At 65.6% G+C, this 21,038-nt stretch carries 18 protein-coding genes and 1 pseudogene; 8 read left to right on the top strand and 11 right to left on the bottom strand.

Features of this window, described 5'->3' with window-relative positions:
* The first annotated feature begins 4 nt into the window (after positions 1-4).
* A complete protein-coding gene (locus tag AZG88_RS36360) occupies positions 5-1,195 on the top strand; it encodes a PIN domain-containing protein (RefSeq protein WP_061700510.1) in 1,191 nt (396 codons plus the stop codon).
* Positions 1,196-2,679: 1,484 nt separating this feature from the next.
* Here the strand turns inward: AZG88_RS36360 and AZG88_RS36350 are convergent.
* Positions 2,680-3,162 carry a GNAT family N-acetyltransferase gene (locus AZG88_RS36350; RefSeq protein WP_005242341.1) on the bottom strand — a complete coding sequence of 161 codons (483 nt, stop codon included), beginning with the start codon at positions 3,160-3,162 and terminating at the stop codon, positions 2,680-2,682.
* A gap of 225 nt (positions 3,163-3,387) precedes the next feature.
* Here AZG88_RS36350 and AZG88_RS36345 point away from each other — a divergent pair, with 225 nt between their 5' ends.
* The 5 genes and pseudogenes from AZG88_RS36345 (at position 3,388) to AZG88_RS54590 (ending at position 7,806) form a co-directional block, all read left to right on the top strand.
* Positions 3,388-3,573, top strand: coding sequence for a hypothetical protein (locus tag AZG88_RS36345; RefSeq protein WP_005242340.1), 186 nt, complete (start codon positions 3,388-3,390; stop codon positions 3,571-3,573).
* Positions 3,574-3,708: 135 nt separating this feature from the next.
* Positions 3,709-3,957 carry a hypothetical protein gene (locus AZG88_RS36340; RefSeq protein WP_025432708.1) on the top strand — a complete coding sequence of 83 codons (249 nt, stop codon included), beginning with the start codon at positions 3,709-3,711 and terminating at the stop codon, positions 3,955-3,957.
* 473 nt (positions 3,958-4,430) lie between these two features.
* A complete protein-coding gene (locus AZG88_RS36335) occupies positions 4,431-5,177 on the top strand; it encodes a Mut7-C RNAse domain-containing protein (RefSeq protein WP_061700507.1) in 747 nt (248 codons plus the stop codon).
* A gap of 766 nt (positions 5,178-5,943) precedes the next feature.
* Positions 5,944-7,350: a DUF2252 domain-containing protein gene (locus tag AZG88_RS36330; protein WP_061700506.1), complete on the top strand. Its 1,407-nt coding sequence runs from the start codon at positions 5,944-5,946 to the stop codon at positions 7,348-7,350.
* 236 nt (positions 7,351-7,586) lie between these two features.
* Positions 7,587-7,806: pseudogene (locus tag AZG88_RS54590) on the top strand (hypothetical protein).
* Positions 7,807-7,973: 167 nt separating this feature from the next.
* Here AZG88_RS54590 and AZG88_RS36325 read toward each other — a convergent pair.
* The 3 genes from AZG88_RS36325 to AZG88_RS50925 are packed head-to-tail and all read right to left on the bottom strand — an operon-like array spanning position 7,974 to position 11,002.
* Positions 7,974-8,789, bottom strand: a complete 816-nt coding sequence (locus tag AZG88_RS36325; RefSeq protein ID WP_061700505.1) for an ExeA family protein — start codon at positions 8,787-8,789, stop codon at positions 7,974-7,976.
* Positions 8,786-10,291 carry a DDE-type integrase/transposase/recombinase gene (locus AZG88_RS36320; protein ID WP_061700504.1) on the bottom strand — a complete coding sequence of 502 codons (1,506 nt, stop codon included), beginning with the start codon at positions 10,289-10,291 and terminating at the stop codon, positions 8,786-8,788. The genes AZG88_RS36325 and AZG88_RS36320 overlap by 4 nt, the downstream gene beginning before the upstream one ends.
* A 54-nt stretch (positions 10,292-10,345) precedes the next feature.
* Positions 10,346-11,002, bottom strand: a complete 657-nt coding sequence (locus tag AZG88_RS50925; RefSeq protein ID WP_082833564.1) for a hypothetical protein — start codon at positions 11,000-11,002, stop codon at positions 10,346-10,348.
* Positions 11,003-11,268: 266 nt separating this feature from the next.
* Between AZG88_RS50925 and AZG88_RS36310 the strand changes: the two genes are divergently transcribed.
* Entirely contained in the window at positions 11,269-11,574 is a 306-nt protein-coding gene (locus AZG88_RS36310) for a hypothetical protein (protein ID WP_156517709.1), read from the top strand.
* A gap of 504 nt (positions 11,575-12,078) precedes the next feature.
* Here the strand turns inward: AZG88_RS36310 and AZG88_RS36305 are convergent.
* From AZG88_RS36305 to oxdA, 6 genes are all read right to left on the bottom strand, one after another.
* A complete protein-coding gene (locus AZG88_RS36305) occupies positions 12,079-13,587 on the bottom strand; it encodes a protein adenylyltransferase SelO (protein WP_061700501.1) in 1,509 nt (502 codons plus the stop codon).
* 123 nt (positions 13,588-13,710) lie between these two features.
* The gene (gene zigA / locus AZG88_RS36300) at positions 13,711-14,937 is read right to left on the bottom strand and encodes a zinc metallochaperone GTPase ZigA (protein WP_061700500.1); all 1,227 of its coding nucleotides are present in this window, start codon (positions 14,935-14,937) and stop codon (positions 13,711-13,713) included.
* Positions 14,938-15,049: 112 nt separating this feature from the next.
* A complete protein-coding gene (gene nthB, locus AZG88_RS36295; protein WP_061700499.1) occupies positions 15,050-15,688 on the bottom strand; it encodes a nitrile hydratase subunit beta in 639 nt (212 codons plus the stop codon).
* 25 nt (positions 15,689-15,713) lie between these two features.
* Complete coding sequence (gene nthA / locus AZG88_RS36290) at positions 15,714-16,337, bottom strand: nitrile hydratase subunit alpha (protein WP_005242320.1); 624 nt, start codon at positions 16,335-16,337, stop codon at positions 15,714-15,716.
* A 73-nt stretch (positions 16,338-16,410) separates the two neighbouring features.
* Positions 16,411-17,970 (bottom strand): amidase, encoded by a 1,560-nt coding sequence (locus AZG88_RS36285; RefSeq protein WP_061700498.1) that lies wholly within the window; start codon positions 17,968-17,970, stop codon positions 16,411-16,413.
* Entirely contained in the window at positions 17,970-19,043 is a 1,074-nt protein-coding gene (gene oxdA / locus AZG88_RS36280) for an aliphatic aldoxime dehydratase (RefSeq protein ID WP_061700497.1), read from the bottom strand. The genes AZG88_RS36285 and oxdA overlap by 1 nt, the downstream gene beginning before the upstream one ends.
* A gap of 593 nt (positions 19,044-19,636) precedes the next feature.
* On the opposite strand from oxdA, the gene AZG88_RS36275 reads away from it, so the two are divergent.
* Positions 19,637-20,683, top strand: coding sequence for a helix-turn-helix domain-containing protein (locus tag AZG88_RS36275; protein ID WP_061700496.1), 1,047 nt, complete (start codon positions 19,637-19,639; stop codon positions 20,681-20,683).
* Between the two features lie 167 nt (positions 20,684-20,850).
* Here AZG88_RS36275 and AZG88_RS54585 read toward each other — a convergent pair.
* On the bottom strand, positions 20,851-21,038 hold a 188-nt coding region (locus tag AZG88_RS54585), incomplete at its 5' end, for a hypothetical protein (RefSeq protein WP_231914317.1).

The raw sequence follows: 21,038 nt of genomic DNA, 5'->3' as shown, positions 1-21,038 counted from the left end.
CCGTATGGCTGTCTTTCGGGTGGTTCTGGACGGGTGCGTCCTGCTTCCCCAGACTCTGAACAATCTGCTGCTCGCCCTCGCCGATGCCGAGTTGTTCCGGCCGGTGTGGACGCCGGATCTGCTCGACGAGGTCGAGCGCACCCTGTCCGGCGAGAGGTTCGGTAAGTCGCCGGAGCAGGCGGCGCGGCGAGTGCAGCAGATGCGCAGAGCATTTCCCTTCGCGGAGGAGGAGTCACGCGGCTACCGGGAGCTGATCCCGGCGATGACGACCGAGCCGAAGGACCGGCATGTTCTGGCTGCGGCGGTGCGGTCCGGTGCGGGTGTGATCGTGACCGCAACCCTGGCGGATTTCCCGAAGGCGGCCCTCGATCCGTTCGACGTCGAGGCGATCCATCCGGACGAATTCCTCTGCGATCTGCTCGATCTGGACCCGGACGCGGTGTTCGAGTGCCTGCGCATGCTGGTGGACCGAAATATGTTCCCGCCGCGCACGGTAGGGGAGCTGCTCGAGTTGCTGGAGCGGCTGACCCCGCGGTTCGTCGACACCGTCCGCGCATTGCTCGTCGCCCGGGGCGAGGTTCCCGACGTTGGTGCGGTGCCGGCGGCGTCCTCCCTTCCGGAGTTGACCGACGAACAGATCAGCGCCGTACCGGCCGAGATGCGGGAGGCCTACCTCGAGCTTCGTGCGATGGATCCGGCGGAATTGTTGCGGTTCCTCGGGCATACGCGGCTGGTGAGTGCGGCGTGGGCGTTCTTGACATCGGTATGCGTGGACGGTGATCTGCTGTCGGTGTGGCCGAACGTGGATCCCGACTTCCGGGCGGTCCTCGCATGGCGGTGGGTGCGGGACAACCATTATCAGATGACGGTTGACGGTTGGGAGGGTGAGGCGGTCGCTTCGGCCCTCTCAGGTCCGGCGCCGGATCATCCGCTGTGGGTGCATTTCGAGCGTGTGCATGTGCGGTCGTTCCGGGCGATGCTGCCGGATCCGGCGACGTGGGGGATAGGTACCGGCACAAGGATCGTCGGCCCCGGTGTGGAGGTGCTCTATGTGCACGAGATGTCGACGCTCGAGAGCGGTGTGTGGGAGCCGAACGTTCCCCGGCCGGTGTTTCCGATCCTGATGCATCTCGTCGACGATCGGTGGCTGGTGCGGAACCTGGGGTCTGAGGAGGACCCTGCCGCCAGGACATGATTCCTTCGCACACCCGAGCTCACCCCATCCGATGTTTCCCCAGAATGAAGAACACGATGCTCGGCTGCTTGTCGCTCATGCCTCATCCCGCCTGCGGTCGTGACCCTCTGTCGTCCGGTCGGGGCCGAGCACGCGTCCTGCACCGGGAGTGACCACCCCGGGGTGTCGGACCTTCCGGGCGGCTCGGAAAGGCCGACACAGAAACGGCAATCCGTCGGACAGAGTTCAGGCCAGCGATTTGAAGATCGATGGACTGGCCGGCTCCCGCTGAGGAACGATGACAGGCACGTCCCGAAAGCCGGCCCATGTCCGGAACGAGCTGTCTGCACGGGTCGCGATAGCCCCGTCCGGCGAAGGAATCCCGAATCGGGGCGACGAACGGGACACCAATTGATCTGTCCTGGATAGTTATGAGCAATTTCGGGTTGTCTCTCATTCGACCATTGCTGAGGCATCGGGCTGTGAGACACCGGAGCGGATCCCCTGTGGGATTGGATGCTTCGCAATAGTTCAGCCAGAGACGTCAGTACCCCATCCTGGACGGCACTGAGTCGACCCGAACGAGTCGACGAAGTGGTCCAGCCGAACACGAGCATTGCGCTGCGCGATTCGGCGGCAACGAATGTCATGATTCAAGACCTGTGCCGCAAAATCAGACCGGCCATTTCCGGATGCCGTATGACCCCTTCACTCTGAAGCTCATAGTCAACGCGCTGGATCCTGACTCCGCCGTGACTCCTGCTTGCGTGACTGTGCCCTTCGGTGCCGGCGTGCTGGACATGATTGTCGCCGACAACTTCTGATCGGCAAGTCCGGCCCGCGTTCACGGACGATCATGATGGCGTGTGACCGAGGGTGTACCTGCAGCTCAGTTGGCGGTTTCTCAGACCTCGAGGACCGGCTCACGTAAGTCGCTGTTGCGGGCGCCCTGGAGATTGATTCCGGTTGTCCGCGCAGATCCTGCCCTCGACTTGACACCGGGCATACCCCACGACGATCTCGGCCATCAGGACACGCTGGTCCGTCATGGGCTACCTATACGGGACCCACATGCAGGACTGATAACCAGGACTCGATTCGGAGAGTCCGCCTTTGAGCCCGATCGTGTCCGGAAGCGTCGAGGGTTGTCCTGTAGGGGGATCGACAGACAGGACGGTTATCGCATCGCGGAGATTCTGCTCTGGGCCGGCCCTGCGGTGTTTCCCCTGCTGCGCTTTTACGCCGACGATCACCTCGGCGTCTGTGTTGCGGCGTTTACCGACGTCGATCAGAAACCTGGGTCTCTACTCGCGTACGCTGGCCCGATCGTGCCTTCCTTACCGTGAGGGTTGCGCAATGTCACCCTGTTTCCCGCCAGCGGAGCACGGCGTACGGGCGGTGGCTGCCTCGACCGAGGACGGGTCGGCCGGATCCGAGCGTCTGCCGACTTGCGCGCATCGAGCCGTTCGGGCTCGATCGAGCGCGGGGGAGTGGGGCGGGCCCGCCTACGCGGGGTCGAGGTGGCGCTCGAACTCGATTTCATCCCGAAGCGGGACCTTGTAGTAGCCCACGTCGGGGATGTCCGGCTTCAGGGTCCGTCTCGCCTCGTCCACTGCGCCGCATCGAACGGCCGACAGGCGGAAGCCGCGCCGCTGGTAGAACTGCATCGAGTCGAGGTTGTCGTTCGTCGTGACCAACCACAGTCGCGAACAGCCTTGTGCACGGGCGACTTCGGCGATGCGTTCGATGAGTGCCGTGCCGACGCCACCCCATTGGCCGGATGCGCGCATGTTCACGATTTCGCAGTTCGTGCCGTCGATGTCGTAGATCAGCACCCCGACCGTCTCGTCGTCGGTCGATGCGATCAGGGCCGGGCGGTCGCGTGCGTCGACCAACTCGCCGCGCCGGGCGATCTGGGTGGTGTGTTGCGCCTGGAGGAATGACGTCAGGCGTGGCTCTCCTGCGGGTACCTCATAGATGTCGACCATGGTCCCTATTTTCCTCGCCCCATCGAGGCTAGACCAGGGTGGATCTGTCGGGTTGCGTCAGGATCACATGTCCATGCCGCCGTTGACGCTCTACACCTGTCCGGTGATCTAGGAGGAGGCGTCGGCGGCCAGGAAGTGCACGACCCGTGCGACCTCCTCGGGCCGTCCCCCGCCACCGTGCCGGCCGTTCCGCCGAACCTCAGTTACCACGTCCCGTGGGAGCGCATGGACCAGCCCGTCCGAACCGCCCTCCTCCGACTGGCGCCCGCAACCGTTGTGACCGCGCAGATCGAGATCGCCCTCACGCGCGCCGACGCACACGACGTACTCATTCGCGACCCCGACGGCCGCTACCACCTGCCACGCAGCCTGCGACTGTTCCTGCGAGCCCTCGCCGACGAATACCGATGATCGGCCCTGAGGTTTCGGCACGCTTTGTGTGGCCACGATCGATCCGGGAACGGCGGCTGTTTACCGATCGGTCAGCGGCAGCGACGATGTCGTGCTTATGATCCGGGCGTGTCGCCGAGCGGAAGGTGCGGGCGGATGTCGGAGAAGGGGAGCACGCCGGAACCGGAGCCCGGTGCGCTGGGTGTCGGTGCCCGGGTGCTGGTGCGCCGGCGGTCGGAGTCGGCGCAGAGGGGTCGGATTGTTGAGGACTACGCCGAACTGACCGATACCGGCGAACGTGGTCATGCCTGGGCGCCGGTCCATCGGTGGGCGGTCGCCCTCGACGACGGGCGTCTGGTCTTCGTCGACACCGACGACCTCACCGCGGATCCCGGCAGGCGGTGATCGGGCGAGCCGCTGCCCCGCTGCCATGGCCGGTGCGCGCGGGGTGCGGTGTCTCGCCGTGGTCGAGGGAGCGGCTATTGGAGGGCGGGTGCCTCCGGAGAACATCGAGTCGTGCAGGTCGATCTCGGTGGGGATTGCTCCGGTGCGGCTACGAGTTGGTCCCCAGACGATCGAAGTCGCCGATCTCGGCAACAAGTGGGGCTCAGCGCTCCCCAATGGGGCACGTGCGCATTCACTGGGGCCAACGCCCTGCATTCGTCGATCATGTGCTGGCACATGAGCTCGCACATCTGTGAGACGCACCATGGGCCGGCGTTCTGGCAACTCCTCGCTACGGCGAGTGTTTGGTGGGATAGTCGTGTATCCGCCGCGGACCTGCGCGGCTGGACGCGAGCGCCGGAGCTGCACGGGACTGGCGGCGACGCACCCGCACGAGGTTGCGCCGGGCCGCCGCTCGGCGAGACCATGGTGCGGTGGCCGGCTGTGTGGACGTCCGGGCGTACGCCGAGCTCAATGACTTTCTGGCCGCTGAGTCTCGCGACCTGGCGGTGCGCCGGGCGTTCCGTCCACACCAGACGGTGAAGGACGTCATCGAGGCGATGGGCATACCCCACACCGAGATAGACCTCATCCTGGTCAACGGCGAGCCGGTGGACTTCGCGCATCGGCCGCGGGACGGCGATCGAATTGCGGTGTACCCGGCCTTCGAGACACTCGACATCCCACCGGTGGCACGGCTGCGGCCGGCGCCGCTGCGCGAGCCACGGTTCGTCGTCGACGTCAACCTGGGTCGGCTGGCCCGCTTGCTTCGGCTCTTGGGGTTCGACGTTACCTGGGCGTCCGACGCGGAGGACGAGACGCTGGCGTTTGTCAGCCGGGAACAGGAGCGGTTCCTTTTGACCCGTGACCGGGGGTTGCTCAAACGTCGGGCGATCACGCACGGACTTTTCGTGCACGCCGACCGGCCGTTCGATCAGACCGTCGAAGTCGTCCGCCGCCTCGACCTCGGGGGACAGCTCGCCCCGTTCACGCGGTGCCTGCGCTGCAACGGCCCACTGGTCGCAGCGCCCAAAGCCGAGGTGATCGATCGGCTCGAGCCGCTGACGGCCCGGTACTACGACGAGTTCGGCCGCTGTACGGAATGCGGTCAGATCTACTGGCCCGGGTCGCACCATCCACAGCTTCAATCAATCGTGAAGGCGATCGGCGCCGAACTGTGACCTCGGCTCACCCGAGATCATCGTGAGAACCGCACACAGTTCGCAGCCCCCGTCGCCTTGGTGATGAGTCTCGCCGACAACGAACACACCTTCCCCGTGTGGGACTTTCGCGCCGACGGGCCAGCACATCAGCCTTGATTCGCCGCGACGGTGCACTTCTGACAGCCTACTTGGGCGGTTGACTTGTGCGGTCCGCGCGGATTGCCCGCTCGCATCCCGCGCGGTCGTCCAACGGTCGACGAATCCTCACACACCGCATCTCCAGTCCGTCCCCTGCGACGGTTGTCGCATGTTGCAGGGATGCTCCCGGACGAGCCGGTCGAGTCCACCGTTTGCAGACGGTGACATCGGTTCAAGGACGCTGCCGTCGACGAAGGCTTCGATATTTCACCCCCCCTGCCTCGGATGCCGTTCACTGTTGCAACTGCGGCCGACACCGAGGAGTTCTCGGGCAGCCGCGAACTAATCTAGGACAGCGCAGAGGGCTGACGACGTGATATGGGGAGGGGCGGGCGACGTACGAGAACTGTCGGGCGACACCCGCTCCGCCCCGCACCGGCCGTCAGGGATGAAGTGCCCCGGCAACCGGGTGGACGGCTAGCGACCGTTCGCCGCGAGTGTGAGGTACCCGTCGATATGCTGCACGCATCCTTACTGCTCACAGCGAAGAGACGGTGATCGAGTTGTCTGATGCGCAACGTGGCCAACCGGACAAGCCGCACGTCGTGGTGGTCGGCGCGATCCTCGACGTCGGCGCGCAGTAACCGTGGACGCGCACATCGTGTTGCCGACCATCGACGGGCAGTCGTTCGCGTCGTTGCGCCGCCGGGCCACGCCGAGGGCGGAGCGGTTCGCACTCGGCAAACGCCTGCGCAAGCAGACACCGCGGTCCGCGCTCGGCGAGTGGCGCGCACCGGACGATCGCCCCGATGTGGTGGATCAGATCGGTGTGTCGCACCAGGGTCGGGTGGAATCGCTCATACCGGTCAGGGTGGGGCGGATGGCGGCCTCGCCGTACGGTTTTCTGCGCGGCACCGCGATCGTGATGGCCCAGGACCTCGCCGGGCTGCCGGCGACCGGAATCCAGCCGGTGATATGCGGGGACGCGCATCTGGGCAACTTCGGGTTCTACGCCTCGCCGGAGCGCGACCTGGTGCTGGATCTGAACGACTTCGACGAGGCGCATCCCGGCGGCTGGGAATGGGACCTGCGCCGTTTGACTGCGAGCATCTGGGTGGCGGGCCGGCAGAACTCGGCGACCGAGGGGCAGTGCGAGAGTGCAGTGCAGTCCTGCGTCGCCACCTATCGCGAGCATGTGCGCTGGCTCGCGGAACAACCATTGCTGGCGCGCTCGTTCGAGCGACTCGACCTCGACCGGCTGCAGACGACGGCGTCGGACGAGTCGCTGCGCCACGAGATCACCCGCGCCGCGGAGCGGGCTCGGCGCCGCGTCAGCGACCGGGTGCTGCCCCGATTCACCGAGCAGGACGAAACCGGCCGGCGCATCGTGGAGGAGCCGCCGCTGATCACCCGGGTGTCCGAGGCGGAGGCCGAGAATCTCGCCGCCGGGCTCGACGAATACCTCACCACGCTGCCCAGCCACTGGGCACGGCTGCTCAGTGGTTACACCGTCGTCGACGTCGCGCACAAAGTGGTCGGCGTGGGCAGCGTCGGATTGCGTGCCTACGTCGTGCTGTGCGAAGGGAGCAGTGCCGACGACGTGCTGTTCCTGCAGCTCAAGCAGGCGCGTCGATCCGTCGTGGCGCGCTTCGTACACGGCGAGTCCGCCTGGCACGACCACCAGGGCCGGCGCGTGGTCGAGTACCAGCAGGCCCTGCAGACCGTCAGCGATCCGTTGCTCGGCTGGACCACGGTGGAGGGCCGGCAGTACTACGTGCGGCAGTTCCGGAACATGAAGGGCACGGTCCCGATCGACAACCTGAGCGCGGCAGCGCTGACCGACTACGCCGGCATCTGCGGGCGCCTGCTAGCGAAGGGCCACGCGCGGACCAGTGGTGCGTCGATGATCGGCGGCTACGTCGGAAAGTCGGACACGCTCGACGTCGCACTGAGCCGGTTCGCGCACGCCTACGCGGATCAGACCGAACGCGACCACGCGACTTTGGTCGACGCGGTGAAGCGGGGGAAGTTGCCGTGTGAGCCGCCGACGTGAATCGGTGTGTATTTGTCGTCCGGCTTCGCGGCGGCCACACTCTGGTCGCCCGCCCGTCGCGGCAGTTTCGTGGCGGTCGTTTCAATCGTTCTACTTCGGCTCGAGCCTGGCGATGCCGCTAGTCGCGACCTTGAAGCTTTGTTCCCCGGGAATACCGCCGAGGGAGAACGTTCGAAACGCATGCCCGAGAAAGGCGACAAGAAACCGGAGCTCCGAACCCTTACCGTGGGCACCGGGTGCTGGTTCAGAGACAGTTCGGACAAGCCGCGCCCGGTGCGATCGTCGAGGACTACGCCGAACTGACCGATACGGCCGAACGCGGGCACGAGTGGGCGCCTGTACATCGGTGGGCGGTCGCCCGTCGACGACGGACGTCTGGTCTTCGCCGATACCGCTGACGTCACCATCGCGCCTGGCACCCGGAGGTCCGGTCCGGGGGCCGGCGCAACTGGCTGAGCGGCCGCCGCGGCTGTGTGTTGTCCGTCGCTGAACGTGCCGACGATGGCGTCACTGTCGATGACGGTGATGCCGATATGAGAAGGGCCCTGCCCGCGGTTGCGGGGAGGGCCTTCGTCGGAATGGTGACGGCATCGTCGGCGTGGTGACGTCGCACGATCAGTGACTCAATCGTGGCCACTTTCGGTGACGGCCACCCGTGCGGACTTCTCGTCGACGATGGATGCTTTCGCGGCGAACGCCGCCGTCAATGCCTGCACCGCCAGGTTGTTCACCGCCCGCGGATATCCCCGTGCCGCATTGTGAATCAGGGTGACCGCGTCGTCGGAGAACAACGGATCCGTGCGGCCGGCGATCTTGCAGTGATGGGTGATGTAGTCCGCCGAATCCGGCGGGCTCATCCCGGCCAGCGCGTAGCGCACCGCGATCCGCTGGTCCAGCGCGGCGAGTACTCCGAGCCGCAGTCGGTGCCGTAGCGTCGGCTGCCCGACCAGCAGTGCCGCGAACGGCGATCCCGAATCCATGTCGTGGTTGGTCAGCATCCGGATCGCTTCCATCTGCGCGTTGTCGAGCAGATGTGCCTCGTCTATCACGACCACGGGCGTGCGGCCCCGCTCGGCGTATTCGGCGGCCAGTGCTTCGGCGGCTTGCGGCGCAAGTGTCGCGGTGTAGAAACTCGGCACCCGGCCCAGTGCGGTGACGATGTGATGCAGCATTCCCCGCACCCCCACCGACGGGTTCGGCAGGTAGATCACGACGTGTCGGGCCGGGTCCAACGCGGAGGTCGCGGCGCGGATGGCGACGGTTTTCCCGGCGCCGACCTCCCCGGTGATCACCCCGAGCGCGTGTTGATCGACGCACCAGGAGATGCGAGCGACGGCTTCGGCGTGGCCGGGGTGCCGGTGCAACATCGCCGGTGCCAGACCGCGGCCGAACGGCATCCTCGTGAACCCGTAGTACGACTGCAGGCGTTGGATACTCATGCCGGCCGCCCGTGGTGATCGGTGGACCCGTCGGCGAGACTATCGGTGAGGTCGTCGATGCTCAGCTGCCCGGGAATCTGCCCACCGCCACCGTCGTCGTTGTCGTTGTCGTTGTCGTTGTCGGTGGGTCCGTATAGGGCGTGATACCCGATCCGCCGATCGCTGCGCACCTGCTCGTGGTGCAGGTGCGCCGTCAACGCCAGATAGTCGATACCCGTGACAACCGGTGCCGGCGGTTCCGGTGTTTCGGGCCGGGCTTTCGGGTGCACGTGCCGGGTGATGGTGTGCGGCACCGCCCGCCCGTGGGAGGCGTCGCGGTAGCGGACCTCGACGGTCTCCATGTCGAACGGAGAGAACACCAACTCCACCTTCCGCCCGGCCAGGGCATGATCGACCTGGTAGGTGTTGCCGTGCAACGACACCGTCGCCGTTTTGGTCACCGTCCGATATTCCGACCACAGGAACGCCTCGGTCAGATCGGCGGCCGTCGGCATCGCCGGTGTCCGCCCCAGCCGGGACCAGCCGGCCTCCCACCGCACGAGTGGACTCTGCCCGGTTTCCGAGTGCGTCCGCCGGTGGTATTCGGTTTCGATCCACCCGGTCAGCAACCGATTGAGCTCCAACAATGCGGTTCGGTGATTGATACCCGCGGCGGTGAGGTCCTCGGCGGTGGTGTCGGCGACCTCGACGAGGAACTGCTCCCGGACGGTGCGGAAGAACCGTTCGATCTTCCCGCGGCCCTGCGGGCGGTGCGGGGTCGAATGCACCAACCGGATGCCGAGTTTCGCGCATGCCCGCAGCAGCCACGCATCGACGAACGCCGATCCGTTGTCGACGTAGACCGATGCCGGGACACCGCGCGCCGCCAGCGCCGGTTCCAACGCCACCCCGAGACGGACGGTGTCCTCGGAGAACCCGAACCGATAGCCGGTGATCAACCGGGAATGATCGTCGAGGAACGCGAACAGATACGTTTTGCGGCCGCCGATCCTCGGCCCGTGCAGCGCGTCCCCGGTCCACCGATCGTTCGGGTTCTCCGCCTCGAACCGCCCGAACACCGTCGGGGCGTCCCCGGCGGCGGGGCCGATCAACTCCAGCCGGTGAAAGTGGCGCAGCAGCGTCGATTCCGACGGCGCCCAGCCGGACGAGGCCCGCATAATCCGCCCGACCTGGGCGGCGGTGCGGGCCGGGTTCTCCCGTTTCAGCGCGGCAGCCAACTCGAGAGTGGCGGTGTCGGTCCGCGGCGACCGCGCCCGCGGGGAGGGAATCAGTTCTTCGAAGCCGCCGGCCCGGTAGCGGCGGATCCAGCGGTCGAGGGTGTCCCGCGAATACCTCACCTTCGCCCCGAACGGGTCGGTGTGTTCGCGGCTTGCGATCTCTCGCACCAGCCGGCCCCGGGCCTTCGTCGACAACCCGGTATCGAGGGCCGGGCAGATCAGTTGGTAGCGGAACAACCCGACCGCATGGCTTCGCTCACGTCGTTTCTCATCGTCGGTAGGCAACGAGTTTCTCCCCTTCGTCCGGTGCTCATGCTGCCCGAACCTGTTGCCGGGCAGTCACACCCGCGACGATGACGCATCACCCTCCTCTGTGGCAGGGTCAACTGGTGTTGCAGAATCCGATCTCGGGGCCGGCGGCCATCCCGGTGAGAGAAGCCGACCAGCACTGGCCGCGACCGCGACCTGCGCGGCCGTCACCGCGCCGAGGACCGCGGCACTCCCGAAGCGCGCGGTGATCGCGGTCCGCGCTGCGTCCACCGCAGCGAGGACGTCGCCCCACACGGAATCCGATGCCCTCGGCACCGTGACATCGACACCCGCCGTGACCGCGACCGTGAGGAACCAGCTGCGCACCGCATCCGCGCGGGCCGCCGCCGCCCGCAACCAGCCGCGCACCGTCGACCCCGGGATGCCCAACCGCTGCGCGATCGGGCGATGCCCGCTCCCGCGGGCCTTCGCCACCAACGCCGCCCAGATCAACTCCGCGAGATACGCCCTGCGCAGCAACAACGTCACCGGCAGCAGCACGTGCGTCACCGCGCACCCCCGGCAGCGAGCTCGTCGCGGGCGCACCGGGGTGACCACGCCCACCACCGGGCGGGACCGGGCGAAACCCCACCCCGCCAACACCCCGTCCGAGCACGACGGGCAGGACATCTCTCCGCTCGACAGCCGGGACTCGACGCGGACAGGATCGACCTCTACCGTGACCATCAGTGCCTTCCGCACTACGCACGGTGCCCCCGTGAGCTCCGCCAAGAATTCAGCGGGGGCGCCGTGCACCCATCAGTTCCTCGTCACACTGACGGTGCAGACCACCAAGATCAACCCCACACTCACGCCGCCACCCAGATCGGCAACGTCACTGACGAACACCCACCCGCTGCTCGGCACCCCGAGCGACGCTCAACAGCTGTGCCGCCAAGCGCGACAGCATACTCAGGCATATCCGCCCGCTTTATTCGGTGGTCAGTGAGGACTTGAGCACTGAGCGAGCGCAGGTGAACCCGGTCCTGGAGGCGATGCGGGTGTTCGATGTGTATCCGCACGGCTCGTTCACCTCGTTCGGGTCGAATCCACCGCCGATCGAGTATTGGGTGAGTCCTGGTGTTCATTTGGGGTCCTGGGCTGGTGCGTACCACGGGCACGGTGACCGCTGGTCGGTACTGCACCTTCCTGCGTCGTGGGTCGAGGCGCCCGCCGACGAACAACGCCTGGGCGCCGCTGTTGCCTTCACCGCTGTGGACCAGGCCCCGGCGGCTTGGCCTGCCGACGGTCGGATCTGAGCCGCACGAATGAGGATCGGCACCGGCCACATCAGGTCGTCCCATTGGTGTCGTCGGGCGTTGACAACGTGGTACACGGGATCACGTGAAGTCATGGCTCAGTGGATGAATCGGCAGACGCACAGAGGCTTTGCATGTGGCGGTCCAGGGCGGAAGCGCTGGGGGCGACCGAACGGTATGTGTCCGGGACCAGCGGATCTCGGATCACTGTAGGTTGTTTCTGTCGTCGGCGCCCCGCGCCACCGCCAGGGGACCTTCCCGGGTGCGTCATCGACGCCATCTTGCACCGGCGTTTCCCAGGAGACCGTGTGCGCCCGGAACGCCCGCTCCGCGGACGAATGTGGTCAGCAACTCGAAGAGCCCTCAGGCCACGTCGATCGCCTGACCCATTCCCACACGGCCGTTGCGGCGAACACCGCGACACCGCAGCGTTCCTGTGTACGTAGCCGCTCCGAGTTCACTCGACGCGAACGTTGCCTCGAGTCAGCGATGTTCACTTGGAAGTTAAGTGCCGCAGAAGGTTTGGAAGGTTTTACTGAATGACTGTGGGGCGGGCGTGGTGTAGTCGGACCACTCGTCGCGGCGGTCGAACGGATGCGTGACGACCTCGAGTAGCTTCTCGAACGGAGCGAGCTCCCCGTCGGTCGCGGCGCGCAAAGCAGCATCGAGCTGATGATTGCGCGGAATGTACAGCGGGTTGACGCGGTCCATCGCGTCCGCGGTCTCCGCCGCCCCGCGCCCATGTTTGGTCAGGGCGCCGCGCCAGCGTTCCAACCACTGCCCTATCTGCTCGCGCGGTACGAGGCCGTCGAGCGGCGTCGAATTTCCGCGTAGCTCGTCCGCGAGAGCACGAAAGGTCCCCGTCCAGTCGGCACCGTGGTGCTTCAACAGCGTCAGCAGGTCGTCGACCAGCGCTCGATCGACGAGCGTGCCGGACAATCCGAGCTTTGCCGCCATACCGGCCGCGTAGTGGCTGTCGTAACGCTCGTCGAAGGTCTCGAGGACTGCCGAAACCGCGGCAATCGCGTCATTCGGCGTGGAATCGATGAGCGTCAGTAGCGTTTCCGCGAAGCGCGCCAGATTCCACTTCAGGACTGCGGGCTGGTTGCCGAACGCATAGCGGCCGCCGTGGTCGATCGAACTGAACACTGCGGCCGGGTCGAACGAGTCGAGGAAGGCACACGGACCGTAGTCGATGGTCTGGCCCGAAATGGTCGTGTTGTCGGTATTCATCACCCCGTGCACGAAACCGGTGAGCATCCATTTCGCCACCAGTGAGGCCTGCGCCTCCACCACCGACTCGAAGAACGTCAGGTAGCGGCTACCTTCACGCTCCGCCGGCAGTTCGGTCAGCTCCGGGTAGTGGCGGGCGATCGCGTAGTCGGCGAGCCGCTTCAAGACCTCACCCTGCCGCACCGCGTATTCAAAGGTGCCCACCCGCAGGTGACTGGCCGCGACCCGTGCGAGCACGGCACCGGGCTCGGCGCCGTATCGGCGAACGTGCTGGCCCGTCGCGACCACCGACAGAGCGCGGGTAGTGGGAATGCCCAGGGCGTACATGGCCTCACTGACCAGATATTCGCGCAGCATCGGGCCGACCACCGCGAACCCGTCGCCGCCCCGGGAGAATGGCGTGGGCCCCGAGCCCTTCAGATGTAGATCCACCCGCTGCCCATCACTGTTCACCAGTTCGCCGAGCAGCAACGCCCGACCATCCCCGAGGAGCGGTGCGTATCCGCCGAACTGATGGCCCGCGTACGCCATCGCCACCGGCTTGGCCCCGGCGGGCGCCGTCGATCCGGACAGGACACCGACCCCGTCCTCGCTTCGCAATGCCTGGACTTCCAACCGGAGCGACGCCGCGAGCTGCTCGTTGAGCACGAGCAACACGGGGTTAGGCGTACGTGCACCCTGCCATGGCACAGTCAAGGCGCCCAGCTCGTCGGCGAAGGTGCTCTCGAGGCCGGTCACCGCTGTATTCGTGCCCACCGTGGAATTCGGGAATGCAGCCATTATCCGAGCGTAACCACCGCAGGCCCTGTCTCGCCGTCCGGGCCGAGCAGGCCTTCTTCTCGACCTGCGGCAGCTCACTGTCGCAGCCGCGCCCGAGGTGTTGTCGATCGGGGAAGGTCGAGGTCAGACGGTGGTTGTTTGGACCATGGTGCTGGTGACCTGGTCGGTATGGCCGTCGCCGAGTGGGTCGGGCCATGTTGTCCAGGTGTCGGGGCCGAGTTCGATCTCGGCGGTGGTCAGCAGACACGCGTCGAGTTGACGGCGCAGTGCGTCGGGGTCGATTCCTTGACCGATGAAGACGAGTTCTTGCCGGCAGTCACCGACGGGCTCTTCCCATCTGTCGAGTATTCCCGCGCGGCGGTAGTCGTCTTCGGGCCAGTAGGTCTCGGGCAGGAATTTCCACCAGTGTCCGATATAGCCGTGTCGGATCAGGTGGCCGGCCTGGGAGATGCTGCCGATCTCGGTGAATCGGGTCGCGTTCCAGTAGTAGCCTTTGGCGCGCAGGAGACGCCCGTTTGCCCATTCACTGGTGAGGAGGTCGTGCAGCCGCCCGGGGTGGAAGGGGGCGCGTTCACGGTAGACCACGGAACTGATTCCGTATTCCTCCGTCTCAGGGGTGTGTTCTCCCTGGAGTTCTTGGAGCCATCCGGGTGCCTGGGCGGCCTTCTCCAAGGAGAACAGGCCGGTGTCCAAAATGGTCTCGAGCGGGATCACGCCGTGGGACATCGACTGTATGCGGGCGGTCGGATTGAGTGAACGCAGGACTGCGGTCAGTTCGGTCAGGTGCTCTGCCGTGACGAGGTCGGATTTGCTGACCAAAATGACATCGGCGAACTCGATCTGATCGACCAACAGGTCGGAGATGTCGCGTTCGTCGTCAGGTGCGTCGGCCTCGACGCGTCCGCCGGTCTGGTAGTCGTGAAGGAAGCTGTGGGCGTCGACGACGGTCACCATGGTGTCCAGGCGGGCGACATCTGCCAGAGCGTGTCCGTCGGTGTCGATGAAGGTGAACGTCTCAGCGACCGGTAGCGGCTCGGAGATGCCGGACGACTCGATCAGGAGATAGTCGAATCGTCCGGCGGCGGCCAGTGCACTGATTTCCGCGAGAAGGTCCTCGCGCAGGGTGCAGCAGATACAGCCGTTGGTCATCTCGACGAGCCTTTCTTCCGAGCGGCTCAGTGAGATCTCCCGTTCGACTTCGGCGCTGTCGATGTTGATCTCGCTCATGTCGTTGACGATGACGGCCACCCGCCGGCCTTCGCGGTTGCGCAGGATCTGGTTGAGGAGGGTGGTTTTCCCGGCCCCCAGGAACCCTGACAGCACGGTCACAGGAAGTCGTGTGTCGGCCATTGCTTTGAATCCTTCCGCGGGGTCGGGGGAGTCCCGGCTAGGGGGCGTCGGCAGGTACGCGCACTCGCGATGCGTACCCGCCGACGCCGTCGGTGACAGTGTGGGCAGCGGGTCAGGCTGCCGGTTCGAGGTATCCCTCGAACAGGTCGACTACGACGCTGCCGGCGTCGGTGTCGTCTCCGAACAGGGCCTCGGCCGCGAACTCGACGTGGTAGGTCGGTTCCTCGCCGGCGTCGGCGCGGCCGTGGCCGATGGCGTCGGGGAACGGCCATCTGTCGCTGGTGCGGTGGGTGACGGTCCCGACCCGGCCGCGGCAGTAGGCGGGCATGCGGATATGCCCGGGAACGTACTCGTCGCGGACCCGGACACGTTGCCCGACAGTGAAGGTGATCGTGTCGGTGCGGGCCGGACGTCCCGCCGACTCGGCCGGGCGGGACAGGGGGAAGGGGCCCCCGGCGAGGGCTTCGAGTTCGTGGTGGGTGAGGATGCCCTTTTCGACCATGAGGGTGGCAACGCCGATGACGTACCTCTCGTAGTAGGGCGTCATCATGTAGTGGCGGGGTTCCATCCGTTCGACGACGTGGCGGACCTCGTCGACACTGAATGCGCCCAGGTCCGCCGCTCCGAGGAACAGCAGGCTGTAGGGCAGGTGTTCCCACTCGGCGTGGAAGGTGGGGCCGATGTCGGCGTCCACGGTGTGGGGGACCTTGCCGAATCCTTGAACACCGGCGAGATCGTGTACTCCATCCATGGGTCTATCTCCTTTGGTTCGGTGGTCAGTTGGCGGGGACCTGCGGGACTGCGACCCCGATCAGGCAGTCCTTGGTCACGATCTGTTGCAGTTGCTCTCGGCTCCAGCCTTCGGTGCCTGCCGGCCGTTGGGGGAGCACGATGTAGCGGGTCTCGGCGGTGGTGTCGTACACGCGGATCTCGACATCCTCGGCGATGTCGGTGCCCATCTCCGACAGCACTTTTCGAGGCTCACGGACGACGCGCGCACGGTACTCGAAGCTCTTGTACCAGGTCGGCGGCAACCCGAGGATGGGCCACGCGGTGCACGAGCAGAGGGAGCATACGATCACGTTCTTGAGGGTCGGGGTGTCTTCAAGTGCCACGATGTATTCGCCCTGCGGACCCAGATAGCCGTACTGGTCCACGGCCGCGGTGCCGTCGGTGAGGAGTAGGTTGCGGAATTCCGGGTCGGTCCAGGCCCGCGCGACGAGTTCGGCGCCCCGTTTCGGGCTGAAGTCCTCCTCGAATGTCTTTTTCCACCCTTCGGTGTAACCCTCTGGGACCAGACCCTTTCCGTCGAGCGCACGGAACAGTGCCCACGCGCGATCCGACGCCGGCGCTTGAGCTGGTGCCGCATTGTCTGGTGTGTGTTCGATCGTTGCCGACATTGTTTCCACTTTCTGTAGGGGCTGATACTTGTGAAGTGGGTTGCCTGAGTGGGCGGGTAGGGCGCGCCTTGTCTCAAGCGAGACTCAGATGTGCAGCGGTAGCCGGTTGGTCGGTGGCTGTAGGGAAGGCGCCGCGGATCTGTTCGAACGCGTGGCCGGCGCGTAAGACCGTGGCGTCGTCGAATCGTTTTCCGATGATCATCATTCCGACGGGAAGACCGTTCACCAGACCTGCCGGCACTGATAGGGCGGGGTGGCCGGTGACATCGAATGGGGCAGTGTTCGCGATCATTCCGAGTGCTTTGGTGACGTAGGTGACTCGGTCCACATCCTGCGCCGGTAGTTCGGAGGCGACGTAGGGCAGGGTCGGCATGACCAGGACGTCGTAGTTTTCCAGCGCCGCATCGTAGGCAGCGCGAGCGCGCGGGACCAGATTGCGGGCCTTGCCGTAGCTCGATCCGCCCAGCGCGGTGACACCGTGATGGCCGCACAGGGCGACGAGTTTGACGGTTTCGGACAGTGCATCGGCGTGCTGGATACGGCCCTGCGCAAAGTACGCCATCAGTTCGGGGTCGTAGAGGCCGTCTGCGTTGAGGCCGTATCCGTTGCCGTCGAGCATCTGATAGGCGCCGCCGTCCGTGGCGATCACGTTCCACACGTGGAACGCGTGCAGGTGCCACGGAATGCTCACCTCGTCGACCACAGCACCGGCCTCGGTGAAGCGGTGTGCGGCCCCGCGGACCGCCTCATCGACCTCCGGCTGTGAGACCGCGTGCCCGAATCCCTGACTCACGACGCCGATCCGCAGGCCGTCGATCCCGGAGTCGAGGGTTGACACATAGTCATCCACCATGAGGTTGTCCGGTTGGCGGGGATCATGGCCGTCGCGGCCGGCGATCACCGACAACAGCAGGGCGGCGTCTTCGACCGTGCGGGTGATGGGCCCGAGATGATCGACTGTGCGCTCGATGGGGAAGGCACCGGTGTAGGGGACCAGCCCGAACGTGGGCTTGTGGCCGACTACGCCACAGAATGCGGCCGGAATGCGAATCGACCCACCCTGGTCGCCGCCGATCGCGAAATCGACAACGCCGCCAGCGACGAGAGCGGCGCTGCCGCCGGAGGATCCACCCGCCTCGCGGTCAGGGTTCCACGGGTTGCGAACCGGACCGGTGGCCGGGGTGAAGCTCGAACCGGAAAAACACAGATCCTCACACACCGCCTTGCCCGCCACCGTGACGCCGGCGTCGAGCAGTCGGGTGACCACGGTTGCATCACGGGTGGGAACGAACCCCTCCAGCGATCGCGATCCGTTCATCATGGGCACGCCGGCCACGGTCACGTTGTCTTTGATCGCCACCCGCCGGCCGGTCAGCGGCCCACCCGTCGCGGTCGAGATGCTCGTGGTTACGTACCATGCGCCCAAGGGATTGTCGCTCGCATCAGGTGTCGCATGATCGCGGGACGGTGCCGAGAAGCTCTCGTCCGCGTACAGGTCGTCGACAACGTCGTAGGAACCGAGCGCGCTATCGACCAGGCCTGCTAACTCCTGCCGAGTCGCAGCGTCGAGATGTAGTCCGTAATGGGCTGCGGCAGAACTGATTGCATCGTCGTTCGGTCGGATGACTGTCATCAGGTGGTGCTCCTCACGTGCTTGACTGGTTGGGCGTCGCGCATCATGCCGGTCTGAGGGTGGCAGTTGATGTACTCGTACAGTTGGTCGCACGCGTCGAACACCGAGACCTCGTGATAGAGCCGCAGTTTTGACAGGCCGGCGGCGACGCGGAAGAAGGTGGTGAAGATTCGCAGGTGGGTCGGATGGGATTCTGCCCAGCGCTCGAGTTTGTCGAGCGAACCCCAGTGGCCGATGTTGTAGCTCAGATCGAGGTAGTTCCCTTCCAGATCGATGTTGCGCAAGAACCTGTTGCTGTAGCAGCCCACCGACTCGCCGTTGTCGCGAAGAAAATCCATGCCCTGCTGCAAAGTGGGGAGGATCTCCTCGAGATACAGGGAGCGCTCTTCGGATTCGGCATCCTTCCAATCCTGACCGGACCGAATCAGCGCGATGTTGTCGTGGCCTTGTACCAGCACGCGGCCACCCGCAGCAGGATCGCCGCTGATCACCCGCAGTTCGCCCGAGGGCTGCATCCAGTCATTCTGGGAGATCGGGAAACGTTCGCGCATCGAACCCCAGTACCCGTGTTCGTTGATCTCGCCGCTGATCCCGTCCATGACAGCGCCGACACCGGGGAGGCGGTCCTGAAAGGCGTAGAGCGTTTCGAATTGCTCGGCCCGTGGGGCTACGATCTCGCGGAAGTAGCCAAGTCCCTCGGACAGTCGTTCATCCGATGCCCACCAGTCGGCCACGGCAGAGCATTGTATCCAACGGTTGTGGGCAGCAACGTCTTTCCAGTACCCGGCGATAATCAGATTCTCGTAGCCCTGATTGTCCGCGTGATGGGTCAGATCGTGGTGCAACGGGCCGTCGTCGAGATCGAAGCCGGCAACGATGTCGCGCATGGCTGCAAGCGCGGCCGGGCGTTGCTCGTCGCCGCGGAACTGCACGCCGAGATACGCCATCACTACCTGCTGCAGGCGTTCGTCAGCACGTCCTACCCACATGGGGAAGGGGGGTTGGTAGTCGTCGGGCACACGCCGAGTCAGGCTCCGCGGACATGTGAGATGGTCGCCGATTGCAGATTCCATGAAGACTCCTCATTCACGATTTGGGGCTTGCCGAGAACGTTCGGCAGCTCGGTTGGTAGTCGAAGCTACCGTCCTGTGCCGGTGCGGATTCGACTGCGAGCGACAGGTGGTTCGACGATGAGCGACACTCGGCGCAATCCTGTGCTCATTGCCGGAGAGTTGTTGCATTCGGAGAAGTGCAGTGACAGCGTCGAGCAGCAGGAGCGGCATGCTATGTCTCCGCGTGGAGCGAGTGCTCGGTGGGGGTCCGCAGGGTGACGAACGGCGACGACTTCCATAGTTTGTCCTTCTGTCTACATCGACGATCCGCTGGCGGCTGGGACGAGGAATCGTCAATCGGTCCAGGACGTCCCGTGAGCCATCCGGGTATTTCCCGCGTACTCGAACGGTAGGACTTTCCGGGGCGTGATGTTTGACGCTCAGCGACAGCCCCCTTTGCGCTCCGCGACATCGTCATCGCGGGGGCGGAACCACGTGTGCGGCTTTGTCACGGGTCGGAAATCGTGTTTCGACCGCGTAAATAGGCGAGCGCGCGTTGACATGCGGTTTCCCCGCTCATAGCGTGAGGTTCACGCGAGGAGAAGGAGCTGTTCATGACGTCGTTGCCACCGCCAGATGGCGACCTCGTGCATGGGGACCGCTCGGATTGCCGGCCCGCAAACACACCAGCGCTGCAACCGTCACTGTCGCGCGCAGGGTCGACACCTCAGCAGCGCCGCGAGGTGGTTCGGACCACCACGCTCGGCACCTGGATCGACACGATCCGCGAGACCTTCGTCGCGCTGGACATCGATCCTGCCGAGCCGGCGCATTTTACCGGCGCGGTCCACACCCGCCATTTTGCGCATCTGATGGCTGCCGACGTCACCGCGACATCGCAATCATTCCGCCGAACGGCGAGGCTTGCCAACCGCCACCCACTCGATTTGATGCAGATCGGCATGGTGGTCGCGGGTGAGGGGCAGCTCATCCAGGACGGACGTACCTGCATTCTCGGCCCGGGTGATTTCGCCCTCTATGAGACCGCACGACCCTTTACCTGGAGTTTGCATCCGGAATGGCACCTGCGTGTGTTCACTTGGCCGCGCGCCTCGGTGTCGCTCACCGAGAGCCAGTCGCTGCAGTTGACGGCGCGGACCGTCAGATCCACATCCCCTGTGGGACAGTTACTGTCACCAATGTTGTCCAGCCTCCTCGCCGCCGACGGGGAGGTCTCCTCCGGGGGCGCGATCGGGCTCGCCGGCGGTTTGGCAGACCTGGCCATCACAGCGGCGCAGGAGGAGTGTCAGCCCGAGGATCCAGATGCCGCCATGCGGGAGTTGTACACGAACATGGTGCAGTACATCGGACAGCACCTCGACGACCCGGACCTGTCCCCGTCCGGCATCGCTCAGGCCTTCTTCGTCTCCACCAGAACCGTCCACAGGGTGTTCGCGCGCTTCGACGCAACCGCCGCTGCCACGATTCGCGAACACCGACTCGAGGCCTGCCGCCAAGCGATGGTGGCCCCACGCAACATCCCCCGATCCCTGACCGACATCGCAGCCCAGTTCGGGTTCATCGATCTGTCCGTCTTCAGCAGAGCATTCACGGCGACCTACGGCATCAGTCCGAGCCGCTACCGCGAACAGCACCGGTGATCGAGGCCCGAAGGCCCACCCACCGCCAGTAGGCACCTCAGTCAGTGCTGTCGACCTCTACGTCGAGGCGATTTGATCCCAGCCGTCGACGGATTCGCGACGTCAGACGGTGTCAATGGCCAGTTAGAAGTGGATCTGGCGCAAATTTCGTGAAGCCGCTTGGCGTGTCACTGACCTGCATCGGAGAGGCCGGGTGAGGATTCTCCGGGTGCGCTGAAGACTGTGTGCGGGTCCTGCTCCCGCATCTGGCAGGTATCGATGTTGTCGGTGTGTGGCGAGTCGGGTCGACGATCCGGATCGAGGCCCGTTCCCGAGGTGACCGAGCGTGGTGCCCACGGTGCGGCGGTGAAGCCGC

Source organism: Rhodococcus sp. LB1, assembly GCF_001583455.1.
Taxonomy (GTDB): Bacteria; Actinomycetota; Actinomycetes; order Mycobacteriales; family Mycobacteriaceae; genus Rhodococcus_F; species Rhodococcus_F opacus.
The sequence above is the reverse complement of the archived record's forward strand: the minus strand, read 5'-3'. Positions and strand labels throughout refer to the sequence as shown.